18 protein-coding genes are annotated in these 24521 nt (G+C 63.7%); 8 read left to right on the top strand and 10 right to left on the bottom strand.

Annotated elements, in window-relative coordinates; translation table 11 throughout:
* Window positions 1-40: 40 nt before the first annotated feature.
* The 5 genes from AC0L2D_RS01415 to AC0L2D_RS01395 are packed head-to-tail and all read right to left on the bottom strand — an operon-like array spanning window position 41 to window position 7580.
* The gene (locus AC0L2D_RS01415; RefSeq protein WP_473540179.1) at window positions 41-2491 is read right to left on the bottom strand and encodes a GcvT family protein; all 2451 of its coding nucleotides are present in this window, start codon (window positions 2489-2491) and stop codon (window positions 41-43) included.
* Window positions 2488-3669 (bottom strand): pyridoxal phosphate-dependent aminotransferase, encoded by a 1182-nt coding sequence (locus AC0L2D_RS01410; RefSeq protein ID WP_473540178.1) that lies wholly within the window; start codon window positions 3667-3669, stop codon window positions 2488-2490. Before AC0L2D_RS01410 ends, AC0L2D_RS01415 begins: the two co-directional genes overlap by 4 nt.
* Window positions 3662-4567, bottom strand: a complete 906-nt coding sequence (locus tag AC0L2D_RS01405) for a homocysteine S-methyltransferase family protein (RefSeq protein WP_473540176.1) — start codon at window positions 4565-4567, stop codon at window positions 3662-3664. Before AC0L2D_RS01405 ends, AC0L2D_RS01410 begins: the two co-directional genes overlap by 8 nt.
* Complete coding sequence (locus tag AC0L2D_RS01400; RefSeq protein WP_473540175.1) at window positions 4564-7017, bottom strand: GcvT family protein; 2454 nt, start codon at window positions 7015-7017, stop codon at window positions 4564-4566. Before AC0L2D_RS01400 ends, AC0L2D_RS01405 begins: the two co-directional genes overlap by 4 nt.
* A gap of 20 nt (window positions 7018-7037) precedes the next feature.
* Window positions 7038-7580 (bottom strand): helix-turn-helix domain-containing protein, encoded by a 543-nt coding sequence (locus tag AC0L2D_RS01395; protein WP_032807957.1) that lies wholly within the window; start codon window positions 7578-7580, stop codon window positions 7038-7040.
* A gap of 225 nt (window positions 7581-7805) precedes the next feature.
* Here AC0L2D_RS01395 and AC0L2D_RS01390 point away from each other — a divergent pair, with 225 nt between their 5' ends.
* Window positions 7806-8510, top strand: a complete 705-nt coding sequence (locus tag AC0L2D_RS01390; RefSeq protein WP_063170259.1) for a nitroreductase — start codon at window positions 7806-7808, stop codon at window positions 8508-8510.
* An 11-nt stretch (window positions 8511-8521) separates the two neighbouring features.
* On the opposite strand, the gene AC0L2D_RS01385 is transcribed toward AC0L2D_RS01390, so the two are convergent.
* From AC0L2D_RS01385 to AC0L2D_RS01365, 5 genes are all read right to left on the bottom strand, one after another.
* Window positions 8522-9964 (bottom strand): MFS transporter, encoded by a 1443-nt coding sequence (locus AC0L2D_RS01385; RefSeq protein ID WP_027160524.1) that lies wholly within the window; start codon window positions 9962-9964, stop codon window positions 8522-8524.
* 173 nt (window positions 9965-10137) lie between these two features.
* The gene (locus tag AC0L2D_RS01380) at window positions 10138-10725 is read right to left on the bottom strand and encodes a sarcosine oxidase subunit gamma (protein WP_473540174.1); all 588 of its coding nucleotides are present in this window, start codon (window positions 10723-10725) and stop codon (window positions 10138-10140) included.
* A complete protein-coding gene (locus AC0L2D_RS01375; protein WP_473540173.1) occupies window positions 10718-13711 on the bottom strand; it encodes a sarcosine oxidase subunit alpha in 2994 nt (997 codons plus the stop codon). Before AC0L2D_RS01375 ends, AC0L2D_RS01380 begins: the two co-directional genes overlap by 8 nt.
* Window positions 13708-14004: a sarcosine oxidase subunit delta gene (locus tag AC0L2D_RS01370; protein ID WP_013531142.1), complete on the bottom strand. Its 297-nt coding sequence runs from the start codon at window positions 14002-14004 to the stop codon at window positions 13708-13710. The genes AC0L2D_RS01375 and AC0L2D_RS01370 overlap by 4 nt, the downstream gene beginning before the upstream one ends.
* A 17-nt stretch (window positions 14005-14021) precedes the next feature.
* Window positions 14022-15281 (bottom strand): sarcosine oxidase subunit beta, encoded by a 1260-nt coding sequence (locus tag AC0L2D_RS01365; RefSeq protein WP_063170258.1) that lies wholly within the window; start codon window positions 15279-15281, stop codon window positions 14022-14024.
* A 223-nt stretch (window positions 15282-15504) separates the two neighbouring features.
* On the opposite strand from AC0L2D_RS01365, the gene AC0L2D_RS01360 reads away from it, so the two are divergent.
* From AC0L2D_RS01360 to AC0L2D_RS01330, 7 genes are all read left to right on the top strand, one after another.
* The gene (locus AC0L2D_RS01360) at window positions 15505-17991 is read left to right on the top strand and encodes a mechanosensitive ion channel family protein (RefSeq protein ID WP_275952808.1); all 2487 of its coding nucleotides are present in this window, start codon (window positions 15505-15507) and stop codon (window positions 17989-17991) included.
* Window positions 17992-18147: 156 nt separating this feature from the next.
* Complete coding sequence (locus AC0L2D_RS01355) at window positions 18148-18411, top strand: hypothetical protein (RefSeq protein WP_023812335.1); 264 nt, start codon at window positions 18148-18150, stop codon at window positions 18409-18411.
* 206 nt (window positions 18412-18617) lie between these two features.
* Window positions 18618-20051: a UbiA family prenyltransferase gene (locus AC0L2D_RS01350; RefSeq protein WP_013531146.1), complete on the top strand. Its 1434-nt coding sequence runs from the start codon at window positions 18618-18620 to the stop codon at window positions 20049-20051.
* Between the two features lie 2 nt (window positions 20052-20053).
* Window positions 20054-21406: an FAD-binding oxidoreductase gene (locus AC0L2D_RS01345; RefSeq protein WP_027160519.1), complete on the top strand. Its 1353-nt coding sequence runs from the start codon at window positions 20054-20056 to the stop codon at window positions 21404-21406.
* Window positions 21407-21530: 124 nt separating this feature from the next.
* The gene (locus AC0L2D_RS01340; RefSeq protein WP_024501326.1) at window positions 21531-21980 is read left to right on the top strand and encodes an EamA family transporter; all 450 of its coding nucleotides are present in this window, start codon (window positions 21531-21533) and stop codon (window positions 21978-21980) included.
* Window positions 21977-22984 carry an NAD-dependent epimerase/dehydratase family protein gene (locus tag AC0L2D_RS01335; protein ID WP_027160518.1) on the top strand — a complete coding sequence of 336 codons (1008 nt, stop codon included), beginning with the start codon at window positions 21977-21979 and terminating at the stop codon, window positions 22982-22984. The genes AC0L2D_RS01340 and AC0L2D_RS01335 overlap by 4 nt, the downstream gene beginning before the upstream one ends.
* 104 nt (window positions 22985-23088) lie before the next feature.
* Window positions 23089-24519, top strand: coding sequence for an aspartate aminotransferase family protein (locus tag AC0L2D_RS01330; protein ID WP_473540327.1), 1431 nt, complete (start codon window positions 23089-23091; stop codon window positions 24517-24519).
* The last annotated feature ends 2 nt before the right edge of the window (window positions 24520-24521 follow it).

The raw sequence follows: 24521 nt of genomic DNA, 5'->3' as shown, positions 1-24521 counted from the left end.
CTTTCCTTCCTTCCCCCACAAAGGGGGAGGCGAAAAGGCACTACATCCTCGTCCGCTCCGATTTCGGATCGTACATCGGCTTCAGCGAGGCTTCCGCCGCAAAACGCTCGCCGGCGATTTCGATCTCATAGGACGACGCCAGCACATCCGCCTCGCTCTCGCCCTCGCAAGGCACATAGCCCAGCCCGACTGCGCCGCCGAGGTGATGGCCGTAATTGCCAGACGTTATCGGACCAACGATCTTACCGTCGCGCAGGATCGCCTCGTTATGGAAGAGCAGGGGTTCCGGATCCTTCAGCCGGAACTGTACGAGCCGGCGTGACAGGCCGGCTTCCTTCTTGCGCAGCACCGCATCACGGCCGATGAAGTCGCCCTTGGCGGTCTTCACTGCGAAGCCGAGGCCGGCTTCCAGCACATTGTCCTCGTCGGTGATGTCATGGCCGAAATGCCGGAACGCTTTTTCGATGCGGCAGGAATCCAGCGTGTGCAGGCCGCAGAGTTTCAGGCCGACATCCACACCTGCCTCCTCGACCACCTCGAAGACATGGGCCGCCTGGTCGGTCGAGACATAGAGCTCCCAGCCGAGTTCGCCGACATAGGTGACGCGGTGGGCGCGGGCCAGGCCCATGCCGATTTCGATCTCCTGGAACGTGCCGAACGGATTTTTCTCATTGGAGAAATCGTTCGGGCTGACCTTCTGGATCAGCTTTCTCGCGTCCGGGCCCATCAGGCAGAGCACGCTTTCGGCCGCCGTTACGTCGGTGACGACGACGAACTCGTCGGCGACGTGCTTGCGCAGCCAAGCCAGATCGCGCTGCAGCGTGGCGCCTGGGACGACGAGAAAGAACGCCGTCTCGGACAACCGCGAGACCGTCAGGTCACTCTCGATGCCGCCGCGCTGGTTGAGCATCTGGGTGTAGACGATCTTGCCCGGCGCGACATCCATGTCATTGGCGCATAGTCTTTGCAGGAAAGCACAGGCGTCGCGGCCCTCGACACGGATCTTGCCGAACGAGGTCATGTCGAACAGGCCGACGCCATTCCTGACCGCAAGGTGTTCCTCGCGCTGGTTGTCGAACCAGTTCTGGCGCTTCCAGGAATAGCGGTATTCGCGCTCCTGGCCCTCGCGGGCGAACCAGTTGGCGCGCTCCCAGCCGGCGACTTCGCCGAAGACAGCGCCGCGCGCCTTCAGATGCTCGTGCAGCGGCGAGCGCCTGACATTGCGCGACGTCGCCATCTGACGATAGGGGAAATGATCGGCATAGAGCAGGCCAAGCGTTTCAGAGACGCGCTCCTTCAAATAGCGGCGGTTCTTCTGGAACGGCTGGGCGCGGCGGATGTCTACTTCCCACAGGTCGAAGGGCGCTTCGCCGTCATTGATCCACTGCGCCAGCGCCATGCCGGCGCCGCCGGAGGAGACGATGCCGATCGAGTTGTAGCCGGTCGCCATCCAGTAGCCGGACAGTTCCGGCGCCTCGCCGAGATAGTAGCGGTCGTCGGGCGTAAAACTCTCGGGACCATTGAAGAAGGTGTGGATGCCGGCGGTCGCCAGCATCGGCATGCGGTTGACGCCCATTTCGAGGATCGGCTCGAAATGCTCCATATCCTCCGGCAGTTGGTCGAAGCAGAAATCTTCACGGATGCCGTCCATGCCCCAGGGCTTTGCCACCGGCTCGAAAGCGCCCAGCATCATCTTGCCGGCGTCCTCCTTGTAGTAGGCACACTCGTCGGGCACACGCAGCACCGGCAGGCGGGTGAGGCCGGGGATCGGCTCGGTGACGAGGTAAAAATGCTCGCAGGCGTGCAGCGGGATGGTGACGCCGTTCTGCGCTCCCAGTTCGCGCGCCCACATGCCGGCGCAGTTGACGACGATGTCGGCCTCGATCGTGCCTTGCTCTTCGCCTTGTGTCCAGGACACGCCCGTGACGCGGCCGGCCTTGCTGTGGACCTTGGTGACCTTGACGTTCTCGACGATGGTCGCACCGCGCTGGCGCGCGCCCTTGGCCAGTGCCATGGCGATGTTGGCGGGGTCGCACTGGCCGTCGAGCGGCAGATGCACGGCGCCGACGACATCGGAAACATTGAGATGCGGGTACATCTCGCTGACTTCCCTGGGCGAAATCTCGCGCACGTCGACATCGAAGGCACGCGCCAGCGACGCTTGCCTGTAGATCTCGTGCTTGCGCTCCTCGGTCAGCGCCACGGTGATCGAACCGACCTGGCGCATGCCGGTGCCGACTTCGGTCTCTGCTTCCAGCTTGACGTAGAGGTCGGCGGAATATTTCGCCAGCCGCGTCATGTTCTGCGAACCGCGCAGCTGGCCGATCAGGCCGGCAGCATGCCATGTCGTGCCCGACGTCAGCCGCTTGCGTTCGAGAAGCACGATGTCGGTCCAGCCAAGCTTGGCCAGGTGATAGGCGACCGAACAGCCGGAAACGCCGCCGCCGACGATGACCGCTCTTGCTTTGGCGGGAACTGCCTTGGCGATCATGCTGCCTCGCGACGGTAGCTGGAAGCAAAGCGGCGCAGCCGACGTGCTGCCTCCTGCAGCACGGGTTCGGGTTGGCAGAGGCTGATGCGAATGTGGCCGGCGGCCGCCTCGCCGAAGCTGGAGCCGGGCATCACGCCGACCTTTTCCTTGTCGAGCAGGGCCCAGGCGAATTTCTCGTCGTCCGGCTCGACGACCGAGATGTCGAGCATGATATACATGCCGCCCTCCGAACCGCGCACGGTGACATCGTTCATGCCCCGCACGGCGTCGAGCAAGACGGTGCGGCGTGCCGCGTAGCGTTCGGCGATCTCCTTGACGCCGTAACGGTTCTCCAGCGCCTCGGAACAAGCGATCGAGATGAAGGCCGGCAGGCCGTAGGTCGTCACCAGATTGAGATTGATCATGAGCGTGATCATCTGCTCCGGTCCCGTCAGCCAGCCCATGCGCCAGCCGGTCATGCCGTGGCTCTTGGACATCGAATTGATGACCAGCGTGCGCTCGGCCATTCCTGGCAGCGAGCGCGGCGAGACGTGCTCGCCGCCGCCGAGCGTCCAGTAGACTTCGTCCGACAGCAGCCAGAGGTCGTGCTCCCGGCAGACTTCTGCCAACCGTTCCAGCCGCTCGCGCGAATAGACCGCGCCGGTCGGATTGTTCGGCGTGTTGATCAGGATGGCGCGCGTGTTCGGCCGGATTGCCGCGCGGATCATGTCGGCACGCGGCTGGAAGCCATCCTCGGCCGGTGTCTCGACGACGGTGAAATCAGCGCCAGCGGCGCTGAACGTGTTGGGATAGGTGGCATAATAGGGCGCCACGACGATGGCGTGATCGCCTTGGTCGAGCACGCCCTGCACGGCCGCGTAGAGTGCGGCCTGGCCGCCCGGCGTGGCGATCACCTGATCCGGCGATGTCTCGACGCCGGTGCAGGCGCTCGAGGCCGCGGCCATCGCCTTGCGCAGGCGCGGCAAGCCGGGAAGCGGGGTGTAATGATGATTGCTGCCGCGAACCGCGGTCACACAGGCTTCGATGGTCTGCGAAGGCGTGTCGAAATCATGGTCGCCAACCGACAGCATGATGATGTCTTCGCCGGCCTCCTTGCGCGTCCAGGCGGCGAAATGGACTTCCCAGCCGTCCTTGCCCGAAGGCACGATGCCGGAAATGCGCGATGATGGTCTAGGCATGCAAAACTCCCGAAATTTCGTAGCCGGCCTGTTCGAGCCGGTCGCGCAGGGCGGCGATGTGCGGTGGTCCGACTTCGCAGCAGCCGCCAACGATGCTTGCGCCAGCCTCCACCCAGCCGATCGCCTGGTCGGCATAGGCATCCGGGCCAAGGTCGTGACGAGCGTGCAGCACATCGACGGTGCCGCCGTGCTTAAGTGCTTCGGTTGACGTGAAGCCATTGGCATATGCGCCGACCGGGCCGCCGAGGCCGATCATTTCAGGCAAAGCCGCGGCGATTGCTTCCGGCCGGCAGCAATTGACCAGCCGCGCGGCGACTGCCAGGCCGTCGAGCGCGCTTGCCGCGGTGGCAATGGCTTCGCCGCTGCGCAGCCGCGGCTTGCCGTGGTCAGCCAGCGTCCACGATACCCATACCGGCTTGCCGCTTTCCGATGCAGCGGTGACCGCTGCGCGGGCTTCGTCCGCCGACGCCATGGTTTCACACAGGAACAGGTCAACGCCATCGGCCTGCTCGGCAACGATGCGGCGGTAAATATCGAGCGTCTCCTCGAAGGAAATGGTCAGTGCCGGTGCATAGCTGCCGAAAAGCGGCGACAGGCAACCGGCGATGGCTGCATCGCCGGCCTCGTCGCGGGCCTGCCTGGCCAATTCGATGCCGCGCTTCTGCAATGGCTTGAAGAGGTCTTCCGCACCTTCGCGCGCCAGGCGTTCGGGTGTCGCAGAATAGGTGTTGATGGTGATGACACGAGCGCCGGCACGGATGAATTCCGCGTGCAGGTCGCGCACCAGATCCGGTTCGTCGATCAGCACCCTGGCCGACCATAGCGGCGTCGGCTCGGATTGGCTGCGGCGGACCAGTTCCTGGCCCATGCCGCCATCGGTGAGGATGATTTTCTTCATGCGCGCAGCCTTTCGTTCTTCGGATCCCACAGCGGTTCATCCTTCTGCACGATTGCCTGAAAGCGGTCACCGAAGATTTCGACCTCGACTGATGTACCTGGTTCGGCCAGGTCGGCGCGCAGCATGCCGAGCGCGATCGACTTGTCGATGCGATGGCCCCAGCCGCCGGACGTCGTCTCGCCGACGATCTTGCCGTCATGCCAGAGTGTAGAAACTGACGGAGCGTCGCAATCGCCGGGGTTTTCCACCACCAGCGTGACGAAGCGCTTCTTCACGCCTTGCTGCTTTTCCTTCAGCAGTGCCGCCTTGCCACGGAAGTCGGGCTTGTCCCATTTGACGAAGCGTTCGAGCCCGCCCTGCAGGATCGAATAGTCGGTCGACAGGTCGCCCTTCCAGGTGCGGTAGCCTTTCTCAAGCCGGAGCGAATCCAGCGCGTACATGCCGAAAGGCTTCAGCCCGTGCTGCTGGCCTGCGGCGCAGACGGCATCGAAGATGGCGGCGGTGTCGTCGATCCTGGTGTGGATTTCCCAGCCGAGTTCGCCGGCGAAGGAGACGCGCACGAGTTTGGCCCAGCGGCCGGCGATCTTCGTCTCCTGATGCGTCAGCCATGGCAGAGTGAGGTCGGCTTCGCAGACATCGGCGAGGATTTTTCGCGAGTTCGGGCCTGCCAGGATCTGGGTCGAGAATTCCTCGGTCCGGTCGATCAGCTTGAACGGTGCGTCCTTGGGCATGCGCGACTTCAGCCATTCGAAATCATGCCACTGCGCGACCGCCGCGGTGATCAGCGTCATCAGGTTCTCGTCGTGACGCACGACGGACATTTCAGTGACGATGCGGCCCTTGTCGTCGGCGAAATAGACGAGACCGATGCGGCCTGGCTTCGGCACCAGTCCGGTGACCTGCAGGCTCAGCCATTCGGCGGCACCTGGACCATCGAGATTGAAGCGCGAGAACCCAGGCAGGTCCAAAATGCCGGCAGCGTCACGCACGGCCAGGCATTCTTCGCGCACACGATGCTGCCATGGCCCGTCGCGGCGAAAGGTCAGCGTGGCTTCCTCGGAAATGTCATCGCCGTCCTGCGCGTACCAGGTGGCGCGCTCCCAGCCATTATAGGCATCGAAGCGGCCACCGAGCGCCTTGATGCGATCGTGGATCGGCGACAGCTTGCGGTCGCGGCCTTCCGGCCAGGCATGGCGCGGGAACTGGATGGCGTATTCGTTGCCGTAGATCTCCATGCCCTTGGCGACGCAATAGTCCGGCGCCGCGGCATAGGAAGTGAAGCGGCGCGGGTCGCACGACCACATGTCCCATTCGGTCCGGCCCTCGGTCACCCATTCGGCCAGCACCTTGCCGGCGCCGCCACCCTGGGCGATGCCGAAGGTGAAGACGCAGGCCTCGAAGGCATTGGGAACGCCAGGCATCGGGCCGATCAGCGGATTGCCGTCCGGCGTGTAGGGGATCGGCCCGTTGATCACCTTGGACAGGCCGGCCGTGCCAAGGATCGGCACGCGGGCGACGGCGTCGGCCAGATAATGTTCCAGCCGGTCGAGATCGTCGGGGAACAGCTGGAAGGAAAAGTCCTCCGGCATCGGGTCATTGTGGCTGGCCCAATGCGCGCGGCAATTGCGCTCATAGGGGCCGAGATTCATGCCGTTCTTCTCCTGACGCAGATAGTAGGAGGTGTCGACGTCGCGCAGCAACGGCAGTTTCTTGCCTTGTTCCTTCGACCATGCCGCGAGTTCGGGGATCTCCTCGAACAGGATGTACTGATGGCTCATCACCATCATCGGCACGTCGCGGCCGAACATCCGGCCGACTTCGGCGGCGCGGTAGCCGGCGGCATTGACGACGATCTCGCAGCGGATCTCGCCCTGTGCCGTCTCGACCACCCAGTCGTCGTTCTCGCGGCGCACGCCTGTGACCGGGCAGAAGCGGATGATCTTTGCGCCCATGTCGCGCGCACCCTTGGCCAGCGCCTGGGTGAGTTGCGCCGGATCGATGTCGCCGTCGCTCGGGTCGTAGAGCGCGCCTTTCAGCTCATGCGTCTCGATGAAGGGATAGCGACGCTGGATCTCGTCGACACCGACAATGTCTATGTCCATACCCTGGTAGAGGCCCATGCCCTTGGCGCGCTGGAATTCCTGCATGCGCTCGACCGAGTGGGCAAGGCGAAGCGAGCCGGTGACGTGATAGTTCATGGGGTAGTCGACCGCGTCGGCCAGCCCGCGATAAAGCTCGGTCGAATAGCGCTGCATGTTCATCAGCGACCAGGACGAGGAGAAGGTCGGCACGTTGCCGGCGGCATGCCAGGTCGAGCCGGAGGTCAGCTCGTTCTTCTCAAGCAGCACACAGTCGGTCCAGCCCGCCTTGGCGAGATGATAGAGCGCGGAGGTGCCGACGGCGCCGCCTCCGATGATCACCACGTGCGCCGTGCTCGGCAAACCCGCCATATTCTTCTCCAAACTTGAACTCAATAGACGGGTGGTGAAACCACCCAGATGACAATTGCCGGCTCGGCACCCGGATTGCGCCAGCGGTAGGGCTTGCCTTCGAAGCGAAAGGAGTCGCCCTCGCCAAGCCGATGCCAGACACCTCCGATCTCGATGTCGAACAGTCCGGACGCGACGTATCCGGCTTCCTCGGTCGGCCGCTGCGCCTCGGCCTTCAGTTCCGCGCCCGGCGCGAAGACCGAACGCACCATCTCGAAGCTACCGCCGAGATCGGGCGACAGAAGCTCCTCCACCAGGCCGGATTCGCTTGTGCCAAGCGTGCGGCGCCTGCCGGCGCGCACGACCACGCCGCGCTCGCTTTCGACAGGTACGTCATGGCTGAAGAACAGGCTGATCGGCACGCCGAACAGTTCGGCGAAGGCCCTGAGGTCACCGAGCGACGGCGTCGACAGGCCACGCTCGACCTGGCTGACCCAGCCGACCGAACGGCCTAGCTTCAGGCCGATCTCGGCGAGCGTCAGCCCGCGCGCCTTGCGCAGGGCCCTGATGTCGCCGGCCAGCACGCGTTCGTCAGGTCCCTGCAATGTTCTTGCGGTAGTCAAAGGCAAAACGCTCTCTTTATGAAAAATCACCGGCAAATTTCATGAGAAATCAAACTCATGAAAAAATCAAGCAGATTTTCACGGATGCACAAGATTTGCTTGCGCGATTTTGACGGTTCATGCAAAGGCTCCGCCGAGAGCGGCGAGTGGGGACGTCCGATCGAGACAAAGGGTAAGGGACGGCCCATGCTGGAAAATAACCCCCGAATCGAGGGCGATGCCGAGATTGTCGACGAGGCGATCCTGTCGCGCCGTTCGGTGCGCGCATTCCTGCCCGACATGGTCGAAGACGACACCATCCGCGCCATTCTGGCGGTTGCGGCGCGCGCCCCATCCGGCACCAACATGCAGCCATGGAAGGTCTATGTCACCAAGGGCGAGAGCAAGCAGCGGATATCGGACGCCATTCTCAATTCCGGCATTCGCGCCGAAAAAGCCGATTGGGACGAGTACCGGTATTATCCCACGCAGTTCTTCGAGCCGTACCTGACGCGACGTCGCGCCAACGGTTTCGGCCTCTATGGCGCGCTCGGCATCGGTCGCCGCGAGGTCGACAAGATGCGCGCCCAGCACGACCGCAACTTCGTCTTCTTCGACGCGCCGGTCGGCATGATCTTCACCATCGATCGCCGCCTCAACCAGGGCTCATGGATCGACTACGGCATGTTCCTGCAGAACATCATGGTGGCGGCGCGGGGCAGGGGTTTGCATACCTGCCCGCAAGCGGCGTTCGCGCCCTATCACCGGCAGATCAGGCCGGTGCTCGACATTCCCGACGAAGAGATCGTCGTCTGCGGCATGGCGCTTGGTTATGAAGATACGTCAAAACCTGAAAACGCCTTCCGCACCGACCGCGTGCCGCTGCAAGAGTGGGTGACGTTCAGCGAATAAGCCAGCCAGCCTCATTCCGTGTTCATCTGTGCGCCGTGGCCGCTGACATGGGCGCCGTCCTGGGGCGTCAGCTTGAGATAGGCGAGCAGCGCGCAGAGCGTGATGACGCCCTCGATCACGAACAGGATGCGGAAATCGTCGGCGACGGCGGGGCCGCCGCCCGCCAGAAACGACAATGCCGCGGCGGCCAGGCCGACGCTGATCGCCACCGCCAGCTGCCATAATATGTAATAGAGCGCGCTGAAACGGGCGAGCTGCTCGGGCGCGATGTCGGAATAGGCGAGGTTGCCGGTCGAGGCCCATTGCGCGGAGCGGAAGACGCCGAAGACGAAGATGTAAGTGAGCACGATCCACACCGGCGTCGTCGCCTGCATCAGCGCGAAGCCGGCAACCAGGGCGGCGACGATGGGCGTGTTGTAGACCAGCACGCGGCGAAAGCCGAAACGGTTGAGGACACGCGGCATGAAGAACCGCATGGCCACCGAGCCGACCGCGGCGACGAAGGTCAGCGATCCCGCCTGCACCGCGCTCATGCCGAAGCCGAGCTGGAACATCAGCGGCAGCAGGAAGACGACCGAGCTAAGGCCGATCGTGTCCAGCCCGCCGCCGGTGAGGAACGAAATGCGGAAGGTACGGATGCGCAACAGCTTGAGATCGAGCAGCGGATTGCGCACGCGCAGGCAGTAGAACGAGGCGATGGTCAGGATGACGAGCGCCAGCGCCAGTTCGCCGGCGATGATGCCGCCCGCGGCGTCCTTGGCGGCAAGCGAATCCATGCCGAAGACCAGCAGGACCATGCCGCTGCCGACCAGCAGGAAGCCCGGAAAATCGAACGGCGTGCGCACGGGCTTGGTCATCGTCGGAAACAGCGAGGCGGCAAGAATTGCCGCCGCCAGCGCGAACGGCACGTTGATGAAGAAGATCCAGCGCCAGGAAATGTAGGTGGTCAGCGCACCGCCGACGAGCGGACCGACCAGCGGGCCGGACTGGCCGGCCAGCGAGATGTACATGTTGATCTTGAGCGTTCGGCTGCGCGGAAAAGTCGACAGGATGACGACCTGGCCGAGTGTGCCCATCAAGGCGCCGCCGAAGCCTTGCAACGCACGCGCACCAACCAGCGTCCAGATGTTGTCGGACAGCCCGCAAAGCGCCGACGAGGCGGCGAACACCAGCAAGGCAAAGCAGTAGACGTTGCGCAGGCCGAAGCGGTCGGCAGCCCAGCCGCCAAGCGGCATCGAGATGATCAGGCTGGCGACATAGACGGTGATCAGCAGGCCGAGCTGGCTGGGCGGACGGCCGAGGCTTTCGCTGATGCCCGGCAGCGCGGTCACCACGACATTCTGGTCGAGGCTGGTCATGAACACGCCGCAGGCGACCGTCAGCGGCAGCAGGAGCAAGGCTCTGGCCGGCACATCGGCGCGGTCCGTGGCGCCGGCGGATAGTTCTGCGGTCATGGAGATGTTCGAACCAAACGAATGTGCCGACTCTTGAAGAAGGGATTTCATATCCCTGGGCCGGTTGGGCGGCCGCGTTTTCGCACCATGGGCGCCTGCGGCCTGATTCTCTAGCGGCAGAAACGGCTGGCGTTGATGCCAGAAGCAGGAGCGATGCGACCGTTCGGCGCCGCCTATTGCACCTCGTAGCCGACTTCCTTGCTGGCGTGGCAGAGCGCCTTCCAGAACGAGCGTGCAAACGAGCGGAAGACATAGATGTCGAACTGGTCGGCGCCGGTGCGCTGGATCTGGGCGAAGACGTCGTGATGAGCGGTCGAGCGGCCGGCGCCATTGGGAAAGGCCGGCAGCGAAAAGTCGATGGCGAAGAATTTCGCCAGCACCCATTCGGCCTTCGGCCCGGCAATGCGGATGGCGGTGCGGCCGTGCGAGAGATCGGTCACCGTGCCGATGGCCGAGGTCACCACCTTGGCAAAGGCAGCGGCCAGCCCTTCGGCCTCGTCGGCAACGGTGAACTTCCCCGGCGCGAAGCCGAACACTGACTTGACCCCGTCGCTCACTCCGCCGCCGGCGCCATCGGGAAGCGCCAGCCCGGTGACGGTGCGGATGGCTGCGATCAGCCTCTTCTCCTCGCCCGGCCAGGCGGCGAGTTGCACGATCGAGCCCGGCCTCGTCTCGGTCAGGATGATCTCGACGCCATGCTCGAAATTGCCGTGCGAGCCGACGTGAAATTCCGGCTCAAGCGGGGATTGGTGCTCAACCATGCATGCGGCTCCCGTCCGGATCGAAGAAGTGGTTGGAGACGATCTCGACCGGTCCGAACCGGTTGCGCAAGGGATCGGAGACGTGGGCGCGCGTGCCGTGCCGTGCCTTGCCGCCCTCGATCAGCGCCAGCGCGATATGTCTGCCGAGCGCCGGCGAATAGCAGCAGGCGGTGATATGGCCGATGGAGTCGTGCGGATTGGCTTCGTCAACCTCCTCGACGATGTGGGCGCCACCGTTGAGCGGCCGGTTATCGAGGGCGATCAGGCCGACCAGTTCGAGGCGGTCCGATGCGATCAAGCCTTCGCGGTCCATCATCGCCGAGCCGATGAACGGCTTCTTCTTCGACAGCATCCAGTCGAGATGCAGGTCGCGCGCCGTGGTGCGGCCGTCGATCTCGGCGCCGGTGACATGGCCCTTTTCGATGCGCATGGTGCCCAATGCCTCAAGACCGTAGGTGACCAGCCCGAACGGCTTGCCGGCTTCGACAAGCGCTTCCCAGACATGGGTGCCATGGCCGGCGCCGGAATAGACCTCGAAGGCCATTTCACCGGAGAAGGACAGCCGGCAGATCATCACCGGCACGCCTGATATTTCGCCGCGCACGATGCCCATGAAGGGCAAGGTGGCGTTGTCGACCGACGTGCCGGTGACACAGGCGGCGAGGATCTGCCTGGCCTTCGGGCCGCCGATCGCGGCACCTGCCCATTCGTCTGTCACCGAGGTGACGTGGACTTTCAGCTCCGGCCAGATCACGTCGAGGAAATATTCCAGATGCTGCATCACCTTGCCGGCGTTGGCCGTGGTGGTGGTCATCAGAAAATCCTGCTCGCCGAGCCGCCAGGTGGTGCCATCGTCGAAGGCGAGGCCGTCCTCACGCAGCATCAGCCCGTAGCGGGCCTTGCCGACGGCCAGCGTCGAAAACATGTTGGTGTAGACGCGGTCGAGGAATGCGGCGGCATCAGGGCCTTGCACCGCGATCTTACCCAGTGTCGAGACATCGACGATGCCGGCGCTTTCGCGCGTCGCCTTGGCTTCGCGCACATAGGCCTGCTCGACCGTTTCGCCTGAAAGCCCATAGATCATCGGCCGGTACCAGAGGCCGGCGGAATACATCGTCGCGCCATTGGCCAGATGCCAGTCATGCATCGGCGTCAATCGTTCTGGCTTCAGGTCGCCAAAACGCTCGGCAGCCAGCGAGCCGATCGACACCGGAGCAAAGGGCGGCCGGAAGCGTGTCGTGCCGACCTCGGGGATCGGCTTGCCCAGCGCCTCGGCCATGATGGCAAGGCCAGGCACGTTGGAGCTCTTGCCCTGGTCGGTCGCCATGCCGAGCGTGGTGTAGCGCTTGAGATGCTCGACCGAGACAAAGCCTTCCCGGTGAGCCAGCCGCACGTCCTCGGCCGTGACGTCGTGCTGGAAATCGACAAAGCTCTTGCCCTTGGCCCTGATCTCGAACACCGGGGCGGGGTCGGGATCGCCAGGCACTGCTTCGACGGTCGGCAGCATGGACGGTGTGCTCTGCCCGCCTGCGGCGGCGAGGCCGGCGGCGCGGCCTTCGGCGATGGCTTCGGCCGTCGAGAAGCTTCCGGTGAAGGCGCCTGCGCCGATCCAGCTCTGTGTCGGCTTTGGCGGCAGGAAAGCTTGCCGCGCGGCGTTCCATTCCGCCTTGGCGCCGGCCTGGCTGGCCAGATGGATGGTCGGCGACCAGCCGCCGGACATCAGCAGGCAATCGGCATGGATACTGCGTGCATCACCGATGAGTGCCCCATTGGCCATGTCGAAGCGCTGCAGCTTGAGGCCGGACAGCGCCTTGCCGCCTTCGGTGGCGACGACGGCATGGCCGGCAAAGATCTCTGCCTCGGCTTCCGCGGCCAGCTTGCGCATCTCCGGCGAAAGTTCCGGCCTGACATCGGCGATGGCGACGACCGCGGCGCCGGCCTTCTTCAAGGCGACAGCCGCCCGATAGGCGCTGTCATTGTTGGTGAACAACGCGATCCGCTCGCCCGGCAGCACGCCGAATTCGTTGGCATAGCGTTCGGCTGCATGCGCCAGCATCACGCCTGGCCGGTCATTGCCGGGGAAGATGAGCGGCCGCTCGAACGCACCAGTGGCCAGGACCACGGATTTGGCGCGGATCGCCCAATAGCGATGACGCGGCTCGCCCTTGCCGGGGTGCTCCTTATGGTCGCTGACCCGTTCGAGCGCGGCAAGCGTGTTGTTGTCGTAGTAACCCCACACCGTGGTGCGCGGCAGAAGCCGGACATTGTCGCGGCCTGCGAGCTGGGCGACGGTGCGCCGCGCCCAATCGGCGGCAGGCGCGCCATCGATCGTTTCCTCGGACCAGTTGGCCGAACCGCCGAAATGCGGCTCGAGATCGGCCAGCATGACGCGCGCACCCTGATCGGCGGCGGCCTTGGTGGCCATCAGGCCGGCAGGGCCGGAGCCGACGACCAGCACGTCGCAAAAGGCGTTCATGCGTTCGTAGCGGGCCGGGTCTTTCGCCGATCCGGCACTGCCGAGACCGGCTGCGCGGCGGATGAAGTGTTCGCAGAACATCCAGAAACGCGTGCCCTTGAGCGGGCCGAACACCGGTCCCATGAAGGTCTTGTAGTAGAACCCGGCCGACAGGATCTTGCCGCCGAGCTGGTTGACGGCGTTGATGTCCCAGGCAAGCGAGGGAAAGCGGTTCTGGCTGATGGCAACCAGCCCGTCATGGATCTCGACCATGGTCGCTGGAATGTTGGGCTCGCGAACCTCGCCCTTCAGCACTGTCACCAGCGCGTTGGGTTCCTCGACGCCTGCGGTGAGCAGGCCGCGTGGGCGGTGGTATTTGAACGAACGCCCGTACAACGTGACGCCCTTGGCCAGCAGGGCTGACGCCAGCGTGTCGCCGGCATGGCCGGTGTAGGCCGTGCCATCGAAGGTGAAGCGGATGGTTTTCAGCCGGTCGATGCGGCCGCCGGTGTCGGCGCGGCGCGGGCTCATGCCTTGTCCTCCGCCTTGTGGCGGGCGGCCGACCCATGATCGCCGCGCGCAAAGGCAACGCTGGAAATCTCATGCGTCAGCGTGTTGCGCACGACCTTGAGATGCGCGCGGCAGCCGCCGGAATGTTGCCAGATCTCATTGTGGTCGCCGGCCGGATTCAGCCGGTCATAGACATAGGCGTTCCACGCCTCGAAATTCTGCGAGGCGGGGTCGGGACGCTCACGATTGCCGTCACCCTGATAGGTGAACTCGATGACGTCGCGCGGGCCGCAATAGGGGCAAGTGATCAACATTGGACTCTACCTATTGCCTAATGCAGCCGCGGGTTTGCACCCTGGCCCTTGTCGTCGATCACCAGCCCGCGGTGGAAGCGGTCGAGCGTGAAGGGCGCGTTGAGGTCGTGCGGCTGGTCCTTGGCGATGGTCCAGGCGAAGCACCAGCCGGAAGCCGGCGTCGCCTTGAAGCCGCCATAGCACCAGCCGCAGTTGAGATACATGCCGGGCAGGGGGCCGGCGGTGATGATCGGCGAGCCGTCCATCGACATATCGCAAACACCGCCCCAGGAGCGCAGCATGCGCACGCGCGCGAGGCCCGGAAACAACGCCAGCATTTCGCTCATCACCTCGTCGACGACAGGCAGATTGCCGCGCTGGGCGTAGCTGTTGTAGCCGTCGATGTCGCCGCCATAGATGAGGCCGCCCTTGTCCGACTGCGACATGTAGAAATGGCCCATGCCGAAGGTGACGACCGTGTCGATGAAGGGTTTCAGCGATTCCGTGACGAAGGCCTGCAGCACATGGCTCTCGATCGGCATCGTCTCGATGCCGGCCATCTGCATGACGCGTCCGGTGCTGCCGGCGACCGCCACGGCCACCTTCCTGGCGCGGATGTCGCCGCGCGAAGTGGTGACGCCTGATATGCGGTCGCCGTCGCGCAGGAAGCCGGTGACCTCGCAATTTTCAATAATGTCGACGCCGCGCCTGTCGGCGCCGCGCGCATAGCCCCAGGCCACCGCATCGTGGCGGGCGGTGCCGGCGCGGCGCTGCATCAGGCCGCCGACCACCGGGAAGCGAGCGCTGTCGGAGATATCGAGCGCCGGAATCAGGCGTTTGATCTCAGCCTTCGTCATCAGTTCGGCATCGACGCCGAGATGGCGCATGGCGTTGCCGCGCCTTGCATAGTCGTCGAACTGGGCCGGCGTGTGCGCCAGGTTCAGGCAGCCGCGCTGCGAGAACATGACATTGTAGTTGAGCTCGTGCGACAGGTTCTCCCACAGCTTCATCGAGTGTTCGTAGAAGCGGGTGTTGGCAGGCAGCAGATAATTCGAGCGCACGGCCGTGGTGTTGCGGCCGACATTGCCGGAACCGAGCCAGCCCTTTTCCACAACGGCGACATTGGTGATGCCGTGTTCCTTGGCAAGATAATAGGCGGTCGCCAGCCCATGACCGCCGCCACCGATGATGATGACGTCATAGGACGCCTTCGGGTCAGGCTTGCGCCATGCCGGCTTCCAATCCTTGTTTCCCTTGAGCGCGTTCGCGAGCAGCGAAAAGGCCGAGTACTCTGCCATTGATGTCATCCGGTTCGGGCGATGCGGCAGACTATAGAGCAGGCCGCATCCGCAAAGCCAATATTGCGCCATCGCCTTTCGACTGGCCGACGCCCGGGATGGGATCACTCGGCGTGAGTGATCGGTTGGGCTCGCGATACGACGGCTTGCCCCATGATAGGGCCGTCTTTATCAAGGACAGGCTTTCAAATTGCCTTTGCCGCCGATGAGTCGCCAACAAATCATGCTTTTCCGATTGCTTCGTCTCATCCTGGTACTCACGCTGGTCGTTTCGGCGCCGCTTTCGTTTGAGGCGATGGCGCAAGCGCTCGGCCAGGGCTCGGCCGGTTTGGTCGCCGATCAGCAAAAGGTCATCCAGGATCTAACGGCCAAGACGGACGATCTCGAGAAGAAGATACAGCAGGACGGTGAGGACGATGCCTCACTCGTGGAGATCCGTCTGCAGCTGGAGGACCTGTCGCGGGCGGCACTCACCAGTGCGCTGGTATTCCGCTCGCGGCTCACCGAGATCAACAATCGCATCGAGGTGCTGGGTCCTCCACCGGCGGCGGGCCAGCCGCAGGAGCCCGACATCGTGACGGGCGAGCGTCAGGCGCTTGCATCGGAAAAGGCCGAGATCAACGCGGTCGTTGCCAGCGCACAGAACCTGTCGATCCGCATCAGCGGGCTGATCGACAAGATCGGCAATATGCGCAGCGAGCTGTTCCGCAATCTTTTGACCAAGCGCTACGTGCTGTCGGATGCGCTGAGCCCGCAGGTGTTTTCCGACGCCCGCGACGAGTTCGGCAATCTCTACAAGGCGGTGTCGTCCTGGTTGAGCTTTGCCTTCAAGTTCAAGTTCCAGGCGATCCTGGCGGCAACCTTCGTGGCGCTCGGGCTGGCCCTGGTGCTGCTGGTCGGCGGCAGGCGCCTGTTCGGGCGGGTGTTCGAAGCCGACCCCACCAATGAGGACCCATCCTATCTCAGCCGCCTTTCGGTGGCCTTCTGGTCGACCTTGCTGCCGACGCTGGCGGTTGCCGCCTTTCTTGGATCGACGATTTTCTTTTTCAATTATTACAATGTGTTGCGCGGCGACATTGGGCTCTTCCTCAACGCGCTGGCGACCGTCATCGGCGTGGTGTTCTGCGTCAACCGGCTGACCAATGCGGCGCTGGAACCGCGGCTGCCGAACTGGCGCCTGATCCCGGTCGAAACCGGGCCGGCGCGCTGGCTGGTGCGCCTGGCCACCGCCATGGCCGTGGTCATCAGCGTCAACACCTTCCTGTCGGTGATCAACGACAAGATGGGTTCGCCGCTGTCGCTGACCATCGCCCGCAGTTTTGTCGCCACCATCATCGTCGGCATCATCCTGATCCTGATGGCGATGCTGAGGCCGTTCAAGGCGCGCGACGGAAGCTGGCGGCCCTGGCCGGCATGGCTGCGCTACCTATCGCTGGGCCTTGGCCTATTCACCATCATAGCCGCCTTGCTCGGCTATATCGGCCTTGCGCTGTTCGTTTCGCTGCAGGTCGTCGTCACCGGCACAGCCTTGATCACCGCCTATATCGGCTTCCTGTCGGCGCAGGCGATCGGCGAGGAGGGTGCTTTCGCCAACACCTCCGTCGGGCGCTGGCTGTCGGCCAATTCCAGCTACGAGGATACGGCCCTCGACCAGCTCGGCCTTGTCGTCAGCGTTGCCATCAATGTGATGATCGTGCTGGTGTTCCTGCCGCTGATCCTGCTGATGTGGGGTTTCCAGCCCGGCGATATCCAGGCTTGGGCCTACAAGCTCGCAACCGGGATCAACATCGGCTCGGTGACGATCTCGGTCACCGGCATCCTCTCCGGCATCGTCGTCTTCGTCATAGGCTATTTCCTGACGCGGTGGTTCCAGGGCTGGCTCGACGGCTCGGTCATGGCGCGTGGCAAGGTCGATACCGGCGTGCGCAACTCGATCAGGCTGGCGGTCGGCTATGCCGGCGTCGCGCTGGCGGCACTGGTCGGCATCTCGGCGGCGGGCATCGACCTGTCCAGCCTGGCACTGGTCGCCGGCGCTCTTTCCCTCGGTATCGGCTTTGGCCTGCAGAACGTGGTGTCCAATTTCGTTTCCGGCCTGATCCTTCTGGCCGAGCGGCCGTTCAAGGTGGGCGACTGGATCGTTGCCGGCGATGTCAGCGGCACGGTCAAGAAGATCAGCGTGCGCGCCACCGAGATTGAAACCTTCCAGCGTCAATCGGTGATCCTGCCCAATTCGAACCTGATCAACAACGCCGTCGGCAACTGGACGCACCGCAACAAGCTCGGCCGCGTCGACATCAAGGTCGGCGTCGCCTATGGCAGCGACGTCAAGCAGGTTCATGCCGTCCTGCTGGAGATCGCCCGCAGCCACCCAATGGTGCTGAAGAACCCCGAACCCTTCGTGCTGTTTTCCAATTTCGGCCCTGCCGCCCTGGAATTCGAAATCCGCGTGTTCCTGGCCGACGTGATGAACGGCAACATCGCGCAGAACGACATCCGTTTTGCCGTCCTCGAAAAATTCAGCAGCGAACACATCGAGATCCCCTCGACGCCGCGCGCCGTGGTCGAGGCCCACAAGCCCAAGGCCTGGCCGACGGACGACGACAAGATCGAGGCCGACTTCGCCGAACAGGAGCAGATAAGGGCCGAAGCCGAGGCGGAGAAGAAGCGACTGGTCAAGTCTCGCAAAACCAAGAAGCCGGACCCGGACTAGGCTCGGACTCCGTCGACCTCAATCCTGCCCGGAATCGATTGCGGCATGAATGGGGCATTCAGTTGCGGTTCAGCTTCCATCTCATATAAGCTCCATGCAAAGGCGAAAATGCCTTGCCAAATGCAACAGAGGCGGTGGGAACACCGATATTGCACCATGTGGAAGTCTCTCGTCGCTGCAGTCGCCCTGGTCGCCGCCATCGGCTCGGTCCATGCCGCGAGCGCGGTCAACAAGGACGCCGAGACCCGCACGCTGGTCGTAACGGAGGGCGGCAGCAAGACCGACCTTGCGCTGGCCGGTGGCGAAACGGTTGAGTTCTGCCCGAACGGCTGCTTCGTCACCTTGCCCAATGGCGATCTCGAAGCCCTGACCGGTTCGGAAACCGTCGAGATCTCGGGCGGTGTCGCCCGCATCAAGTAATCTTGGCGTCACGATTGTAGAGGCCGGGCATTTGCCCGGCCTTTTATCGTTTCCGGTAGCGGTTGTTTAACAATGACACCGGAAATACCGCCATGGCAGCCGTCTGCAACCGTGCGTTTTAACGTTCGCTACGCCATCGCCCGCTATACCAGCCTCAAGACGCCGAAAAGCGGCGCGCAACTCTACGCGGGCAGGGCAGGACGGACATGGATGCGCGATCGGACAGGAACGCAATACCGCTTGCGGTCGATCTCGACGGCACGCTGATCGCAACCGACCTGTTGTGGGAAGGGCTGTTCATCCTTCTCAAGAAGAACCCGCTCTATATCTTCCTCGTACCGTTCTGGATCGCCGGCGGGCCGGCGCGGCTGAAGCAGGCGATCGCGCAGCGCATCGACATCGATCCGGCATCGCTGCCCTATCGCGAGGTGCTGCTTTGCCGCCTCCGGACCGAGCACGCCGAGGGCCGCAAGATCGTGCTGGCGACCGGTACGCCGCGCAAGTTCGCCGACGCCATCGCGGCCCATCTCGGCATTTTCGACCAGGTGCTGGCCACCGATGGTCTCGCCAACCTCACCTCGGGCAGGAAGCGCGCCTCGCTGATCGCAGCCTATGGCGATGGCGGTTTCGACTACGCCGGCAACAGCCGCCATGACCTCCAGGTCTTCGATGCCGCACGCAACGCGATCGTCGTCGCGCCCGACCGCCATGCCGCGCGCTGGCAGGCGGCACATGGCGCCGAGACGGTGCCGGCGCCGAAGCCGACTTTGCGGACCATCGTCAAGATGCTGCGCGTGCATCAGTGGCTGAAGAATTCGCTGATCGCAGTGCCGATGGTGCTCTCGCATGAATATTTCAACACCGACATGATCTGGGAATGCCTGCTGGCATTCGTCTCGTTCAGCGCGGTGGCATCGGCCATCTACATCCTCAATGATTTCTTCGACCTCGCGCTCGACCGCAAACACCTCACCAAGCGCAACAGGCCGTTCGCCAGCGGCGCGCTGTCGATCCCGTTCGGACTTGGGGCGATCGCGGTGCTTCTGGCGATCGGCATCGGCACCGGGCTGTTCCTGTCGCCCGAATTCATGGCTGTGCTCGGCGGCTACATGGTCGTCACCACCGCCTATTCGCTGTCGTTCAAACGCATGCTGCTGGTCGATGTGCTGACGCTCGCCGGCCTCTACACGATCCGCGTCCTGGCCGGTGCGGCGGCGACCGGCGTCGACGTCTCGTTTTGGCTGCTGGCCTTCTCCATCTTCTTCTTCCTGTCGCTGGCGCTGGTGAAGCGCTTCGTCGAACTGCGCACCACCGCCATTCCGCCCGGCGAGCGCATTGCCGGTCGCGGCTATCGCACCGAAGACCAGGAGATCGTCGCCCAGGCCGGCATGGCCTCGGCCTTCTCCTCGGCGCTGGTGCTGGCGCTCTACATGGACAGTGTCGCGGTGCGGGAACTCTATCCGCATCCATGGCTGATCTGGCCGCTGGCGCCGATCGTGCTCTATCTTACCATGCGCGTCTGGATCCTGGCGCGCCGCAACGAGATGCATGACGATCCGGTCGTCTTCATCATCCGCGACTGGCGCAGCCAGATCGTGGTGCTGATCGGTGCGGTGATGCTGGTCATCGGGGGCTGGTAGGCATGGCCGCCGGACGTTTCCCAAGCTTTGGCCTTGCCACGCCGCCGGCGCCGCGCGCCATCGGTGCCGACGAGGCGATCGCGCTGCTGAAGGGCGGTCAGGCCAAGCCGGCGTCGCTGCTTGCCTATGGCAATGGCCGCTCCTACGGCGATTCCTGCCAGAACGGGGCCGGAGCGGTCGTCGATATGCGATCGCTGAACCGGATCCACGCCTTCAACGCCGAAACCGGTGTTCTCAAGGCGGATGCCGGCGTGCTGTTGTCCGACATCATCGCCCACGCTGCCCCCTACGGCTTCTTCCCCGCCGTTGTGCCAGGCACGCAATTCGTCACGCTCGGCGGGGCTATCGCCAATGACGTGCATGGCAAGAACCATCACCGGCGCGGCACCTTCGGCTGCCATGTCGAGAGCTTCACGCTGCTCAGGTCCGATGGAAGGACCCATCGCTGCTCGGCGACAGACAATGCGCGGCTGTTTGCGGCGACGATCGGCGGCATGGGGCTGACCGGCCTCATTCTGTCGGCCTCGATCCGGCTGATGCGGGTGCATTCCCTCGACATCGTCGAAAGGGCGACGCCGTTTCGTGACCTCTGCGAATTCTTCGACCTGGCCGCGGCGGCCGATCAGGCCAACGAATATGCGGTCGCCTGGATCGACCAGCTTGCCGGCGGTCGCAACAGCGGTCGCGGCCTGCTGCTCACTGGCAATCACGCCGAGCACGGCTCGCATGCCGCTTCGCGCGCCGGCGGCAATTTCTCGGTGCCGGTCCAGCCGCCGTTCAACGTGCTCAACCGGCCGTTCCTGACCGCCTTCAACGCTGCCTACAGGTGGAGGAAGAGCCGGGCAACGGTGCCGCGCCAGGCCGGCTACCAGGGCTTCTTCTTCCCGCTCGACGGCGTGCGCGATTGGAACCGGCTTTATGGGCCGAAAGGGCTGTTCCAGCACCAGAGCGTGGTGCCGGAACAGACGGCGCGCGAGGCCGTGCCGGCATTGCTGGCGGCTGCAAGGCAAGCCGGGCAGGGCTCGTTCCTCACGGTGCTGAAACGCTTCGGCTCCATCCGCTCGCCGGCGCTGCTGTCGTTTCCGCGTCCCGGCTACACGCTGACACTGGATTTCCCCAACAGGGGCGCCGCGACGCTGACATTGCTGCGGGAGCTCGACCGCATCACGGTCGAGGCCGGCGGCGCGGTCAATCCGTACAAGGACGCCCGCATGGGGGCCGAAATCTTCGCTTCGTCCTTTCCCGAATGGCAGCGGCTGGAAGCGCTCCGCGACCACGCCTTCATGTCCGACTTCTGGGCGCGCACCGCGAAGAGATTGGATACGCGGCGAGGCTCGGTCGAGGCTGCCGAATAGATAAAATCCGAATAATTATTGGTTAACAGATGGTTAATAGCGCGATTCACTCAAAACAATGTTGGGACTTCACCAAATGTTTGCGGGTTTGTAGTAGGAAGCGTGAAGGGGTGGCTTGGAACTCATGAAATACATCGTCTTCATTCTCTTTACAGTCATGACCAATGCCGCGGCGCAGCTGATGCTGAAGCAAGGCATGATGTCGCTCGGACCGATCTCGTTCGAGGGCGTCAATCCGCTCGTCAAGCTGCTGCAGATCGTCTTCAGCCCCTGGGTGTTCCTTGGCCTGTGTACCTTCGTCATCTCGATGGCCTCGCACCTCTATGTGCTGTCCAAGGTCGAGCTCTCCTTCGCTTATCCGTTCCTCAGCCTCGCCTATGTTGCCGTCGCCATCTTCGCTTATTTCGTCTTCCGCGAGGACCTTAATGGCTGGCGGATCGCCGGCATCGCCTTCATCTGCGTCGGCACGGTGCTGATCGCGCAAAGTGGCCGGGATTTGGGTGGGCAAGGGCATGAGGACCAGGCCGCTTCCATCACGCCCGACAAGATCCAAGCAAACGAGATCGTTCGATGAGACATATGATTTTCGGCGGTGACGGTTTCGTCGGCCGCCATCTTGCCCCGAAGCTTGTGGCCGATGGTGAAGAGGTTGTCGTCGCCGACATCGTCAAGAGCGACCTGCCGCATTACCGCAGCGTCCGCTTTATCCAATGCGACGTCACCGATCCGGCCTCGGTCGCCGCGATTGGGCTGAAGGCCGACGACATGGTCTACAATTTGTCGGCCAAGATGCTGTCGCCGATCCAGGTGCGCGCCAAGCGGCATGACTTCTTCTTCCCTGTAAATTTCCATGGCACCGAGCACATCATGCAGGCCATGGACGGAGCCGGTGCGTCAAAACTCGTCCACTACACGACCGACATGATCTACGGCCACACGGTCACGCAGCCTATGACCGAGGAGCACCCGGTGGCGCCGCTGGGCGAATATGGCTGGTCGAAGCAGAAGACCGAGGAGCTGGCGGCCGAGTGGCGCAAGCGCGGCATGTCGATCTCGCTGTTTCGCCCGCGTCTGATCATCGGTCCCGGCCGGCTCGGCATTCTCGAAAAACTGTTCAAGCTGATCGACTGGAATTTTCCGGTGCCGATGATCGGTTCGGGCAGGAACCCTTATCAGTTCATCTCGGTGTTCGACTGCGCCGAAGCCGCCCGCGCGGCCTGGAAGGCCGGCGTGCCAAACGAGGCCTATAATCTGGGTTCGCTCAATCCACCGCCGGTCAAGAAGCTGCTCGGCGATCTGATCAGGCATGCCGGCTCGAAATCGATCCTGATCCCGACACCGGGCTGGGCAGTCAAGCGCACGCTGGACCTGCTCGACCTGATGAACATGCCGATCATGGACCCAGAACAGTATCTGATCGCCGACGAGGAATGCGTGCTCGACGTGTCCAAGGCCGGGCGTCAGCTCGGCTGGGCGCCGCAATATCGCGACGAGGACATGCTGATCGCCGCCTATAGCGAGTACCGCGCCAAGAAAGCCGGTCTCGCGGTCGCCACCACACATGTGCCCGCCGAATAGCGGCTCGCAAAACAGCTTTCGTTGCGCACGATTGCGGTCGTGCGTGCAGACAGGAGATTGAAATGACCGTCATGGCCAAGCCCGAACAGACGAATGCGCGCACCATGGTCAGTGCGCCGGCGCTGTCGCCCGCCACCATCGCCAAGCCCAACCTGATCAGTGTCGAGCAGGCCAAGGCGATGGACGTCGCAGAGATGACCGACCTGTTCAAGGCGCATCTCAACCCCGGCCAGCTGCACTTCATGAAGCTGCTCGGCTTCCACAAGATCAAGATCGAGCGTGCCGAAGGCATGTTCTACATCGACCAGAACGGCCGCAAGATCCTCGACTTCTTCGGCGGCTTCGGTTCGCTGGCCTTTGGCCACAACCATCCGCGCATCCTGGAAGCACGCAAGAAATTCCAGGAGGAGAAGCGCCAGGAAATCGCTATCGCCTTCATGTCGCAATATGCGGCGGCACTTGCGCACAACATCGCCAAATGCTCGCCCGGCGATCTCGACATGGTGTTTCTGGGTTCGTCCGGCTCGGAAGCGATGGAAGCGGCGGTTAAGCTCGCCGAGCGCGCCGCCGGTCCGAAGCGGCCGAAGGTCGTCTATGCCGAGAATTCCTTCCATGGCAAGACCAAGGGCGTGCTCGGCATCACCGACGGCCAGCTCTACCGCGCCGACTTCAAGGTGGCCGAAAACACGGTCCGTATCCCGTTTGCCGACATCGAGGCGGTCGAGCGCCTGTTCCGTTCCGACCCGGAGGTCGGCGTCATCGTGCTGGAAACCATCCAGGGCGGCGGCGGCATCATCCAGGCGCCTGCCGAATATTGGCAGAAGCTGCGCGCGTTGTGCGACCAGTATGGCGTGCTGTGGGTCGCCGACGAAGTGCAGTGCGGCTACGGCCGTTCGGGCCGCTTCTACGCCTTCGAACATTACGGCGTCGTTCCCGATGTGACGGCGCTGGCCAAGTCGCTCGGCGCCGGCAAGGCGGCGGTCGGCGCGATGATTGCGCGGCGCGAGGTCTACATGAAGGCCTATGGCACGCCGAAAACGGCGATGATCCATGCCATGGCGACCTTCGGCGGAATGGGCGAGGCCTGCGTCACCTCGATCGAAGGGCTCAACGTGCTCTACGACGAGGGCCTGATCGACAATGCCGCCGTCACCGGCGACTATTTGCTGCAGCGCCTGCAGGCGCTCAGGGAAAAGTACCCCAAGATCATCAAGGATGTGCGCGGCAAGGGGTTTATGGTCGGCCTGGAGTTCCACGACTTCTCGCAGACCTTGCCGATGGTGCTGCGGCCGATCGTCAGCGTGCTCGACGACAAGCTGAAGGGCTCGCTGTCGGGCTTCGTCGGCGCGCTGCTGCTGCGCGACTACGGCGTGCTGGTCGCCTTCACCGAGTACAACCGAAACGTCATCCGGCTGGAGCCGCCGTTGATCTGCCAGCGCGAGCATGTCGACCGCTTCGTCGATGCCTTCGACAGCCTGCTGTCGCGCGGCATCGTGTCGATCGTGAAGGATTTCGTCAAAAGCCAGGTTCGTTAAGC

The sequence above is a fragment of the Mesorhizobium sp. WSM4833 genome, assembly GCF_055811095.1.
The sequence above is the reverse complement of the archived record's forward strand: the minus strand, read 5'-3'. Positions and strand labels throughout refer to the sequence as shown.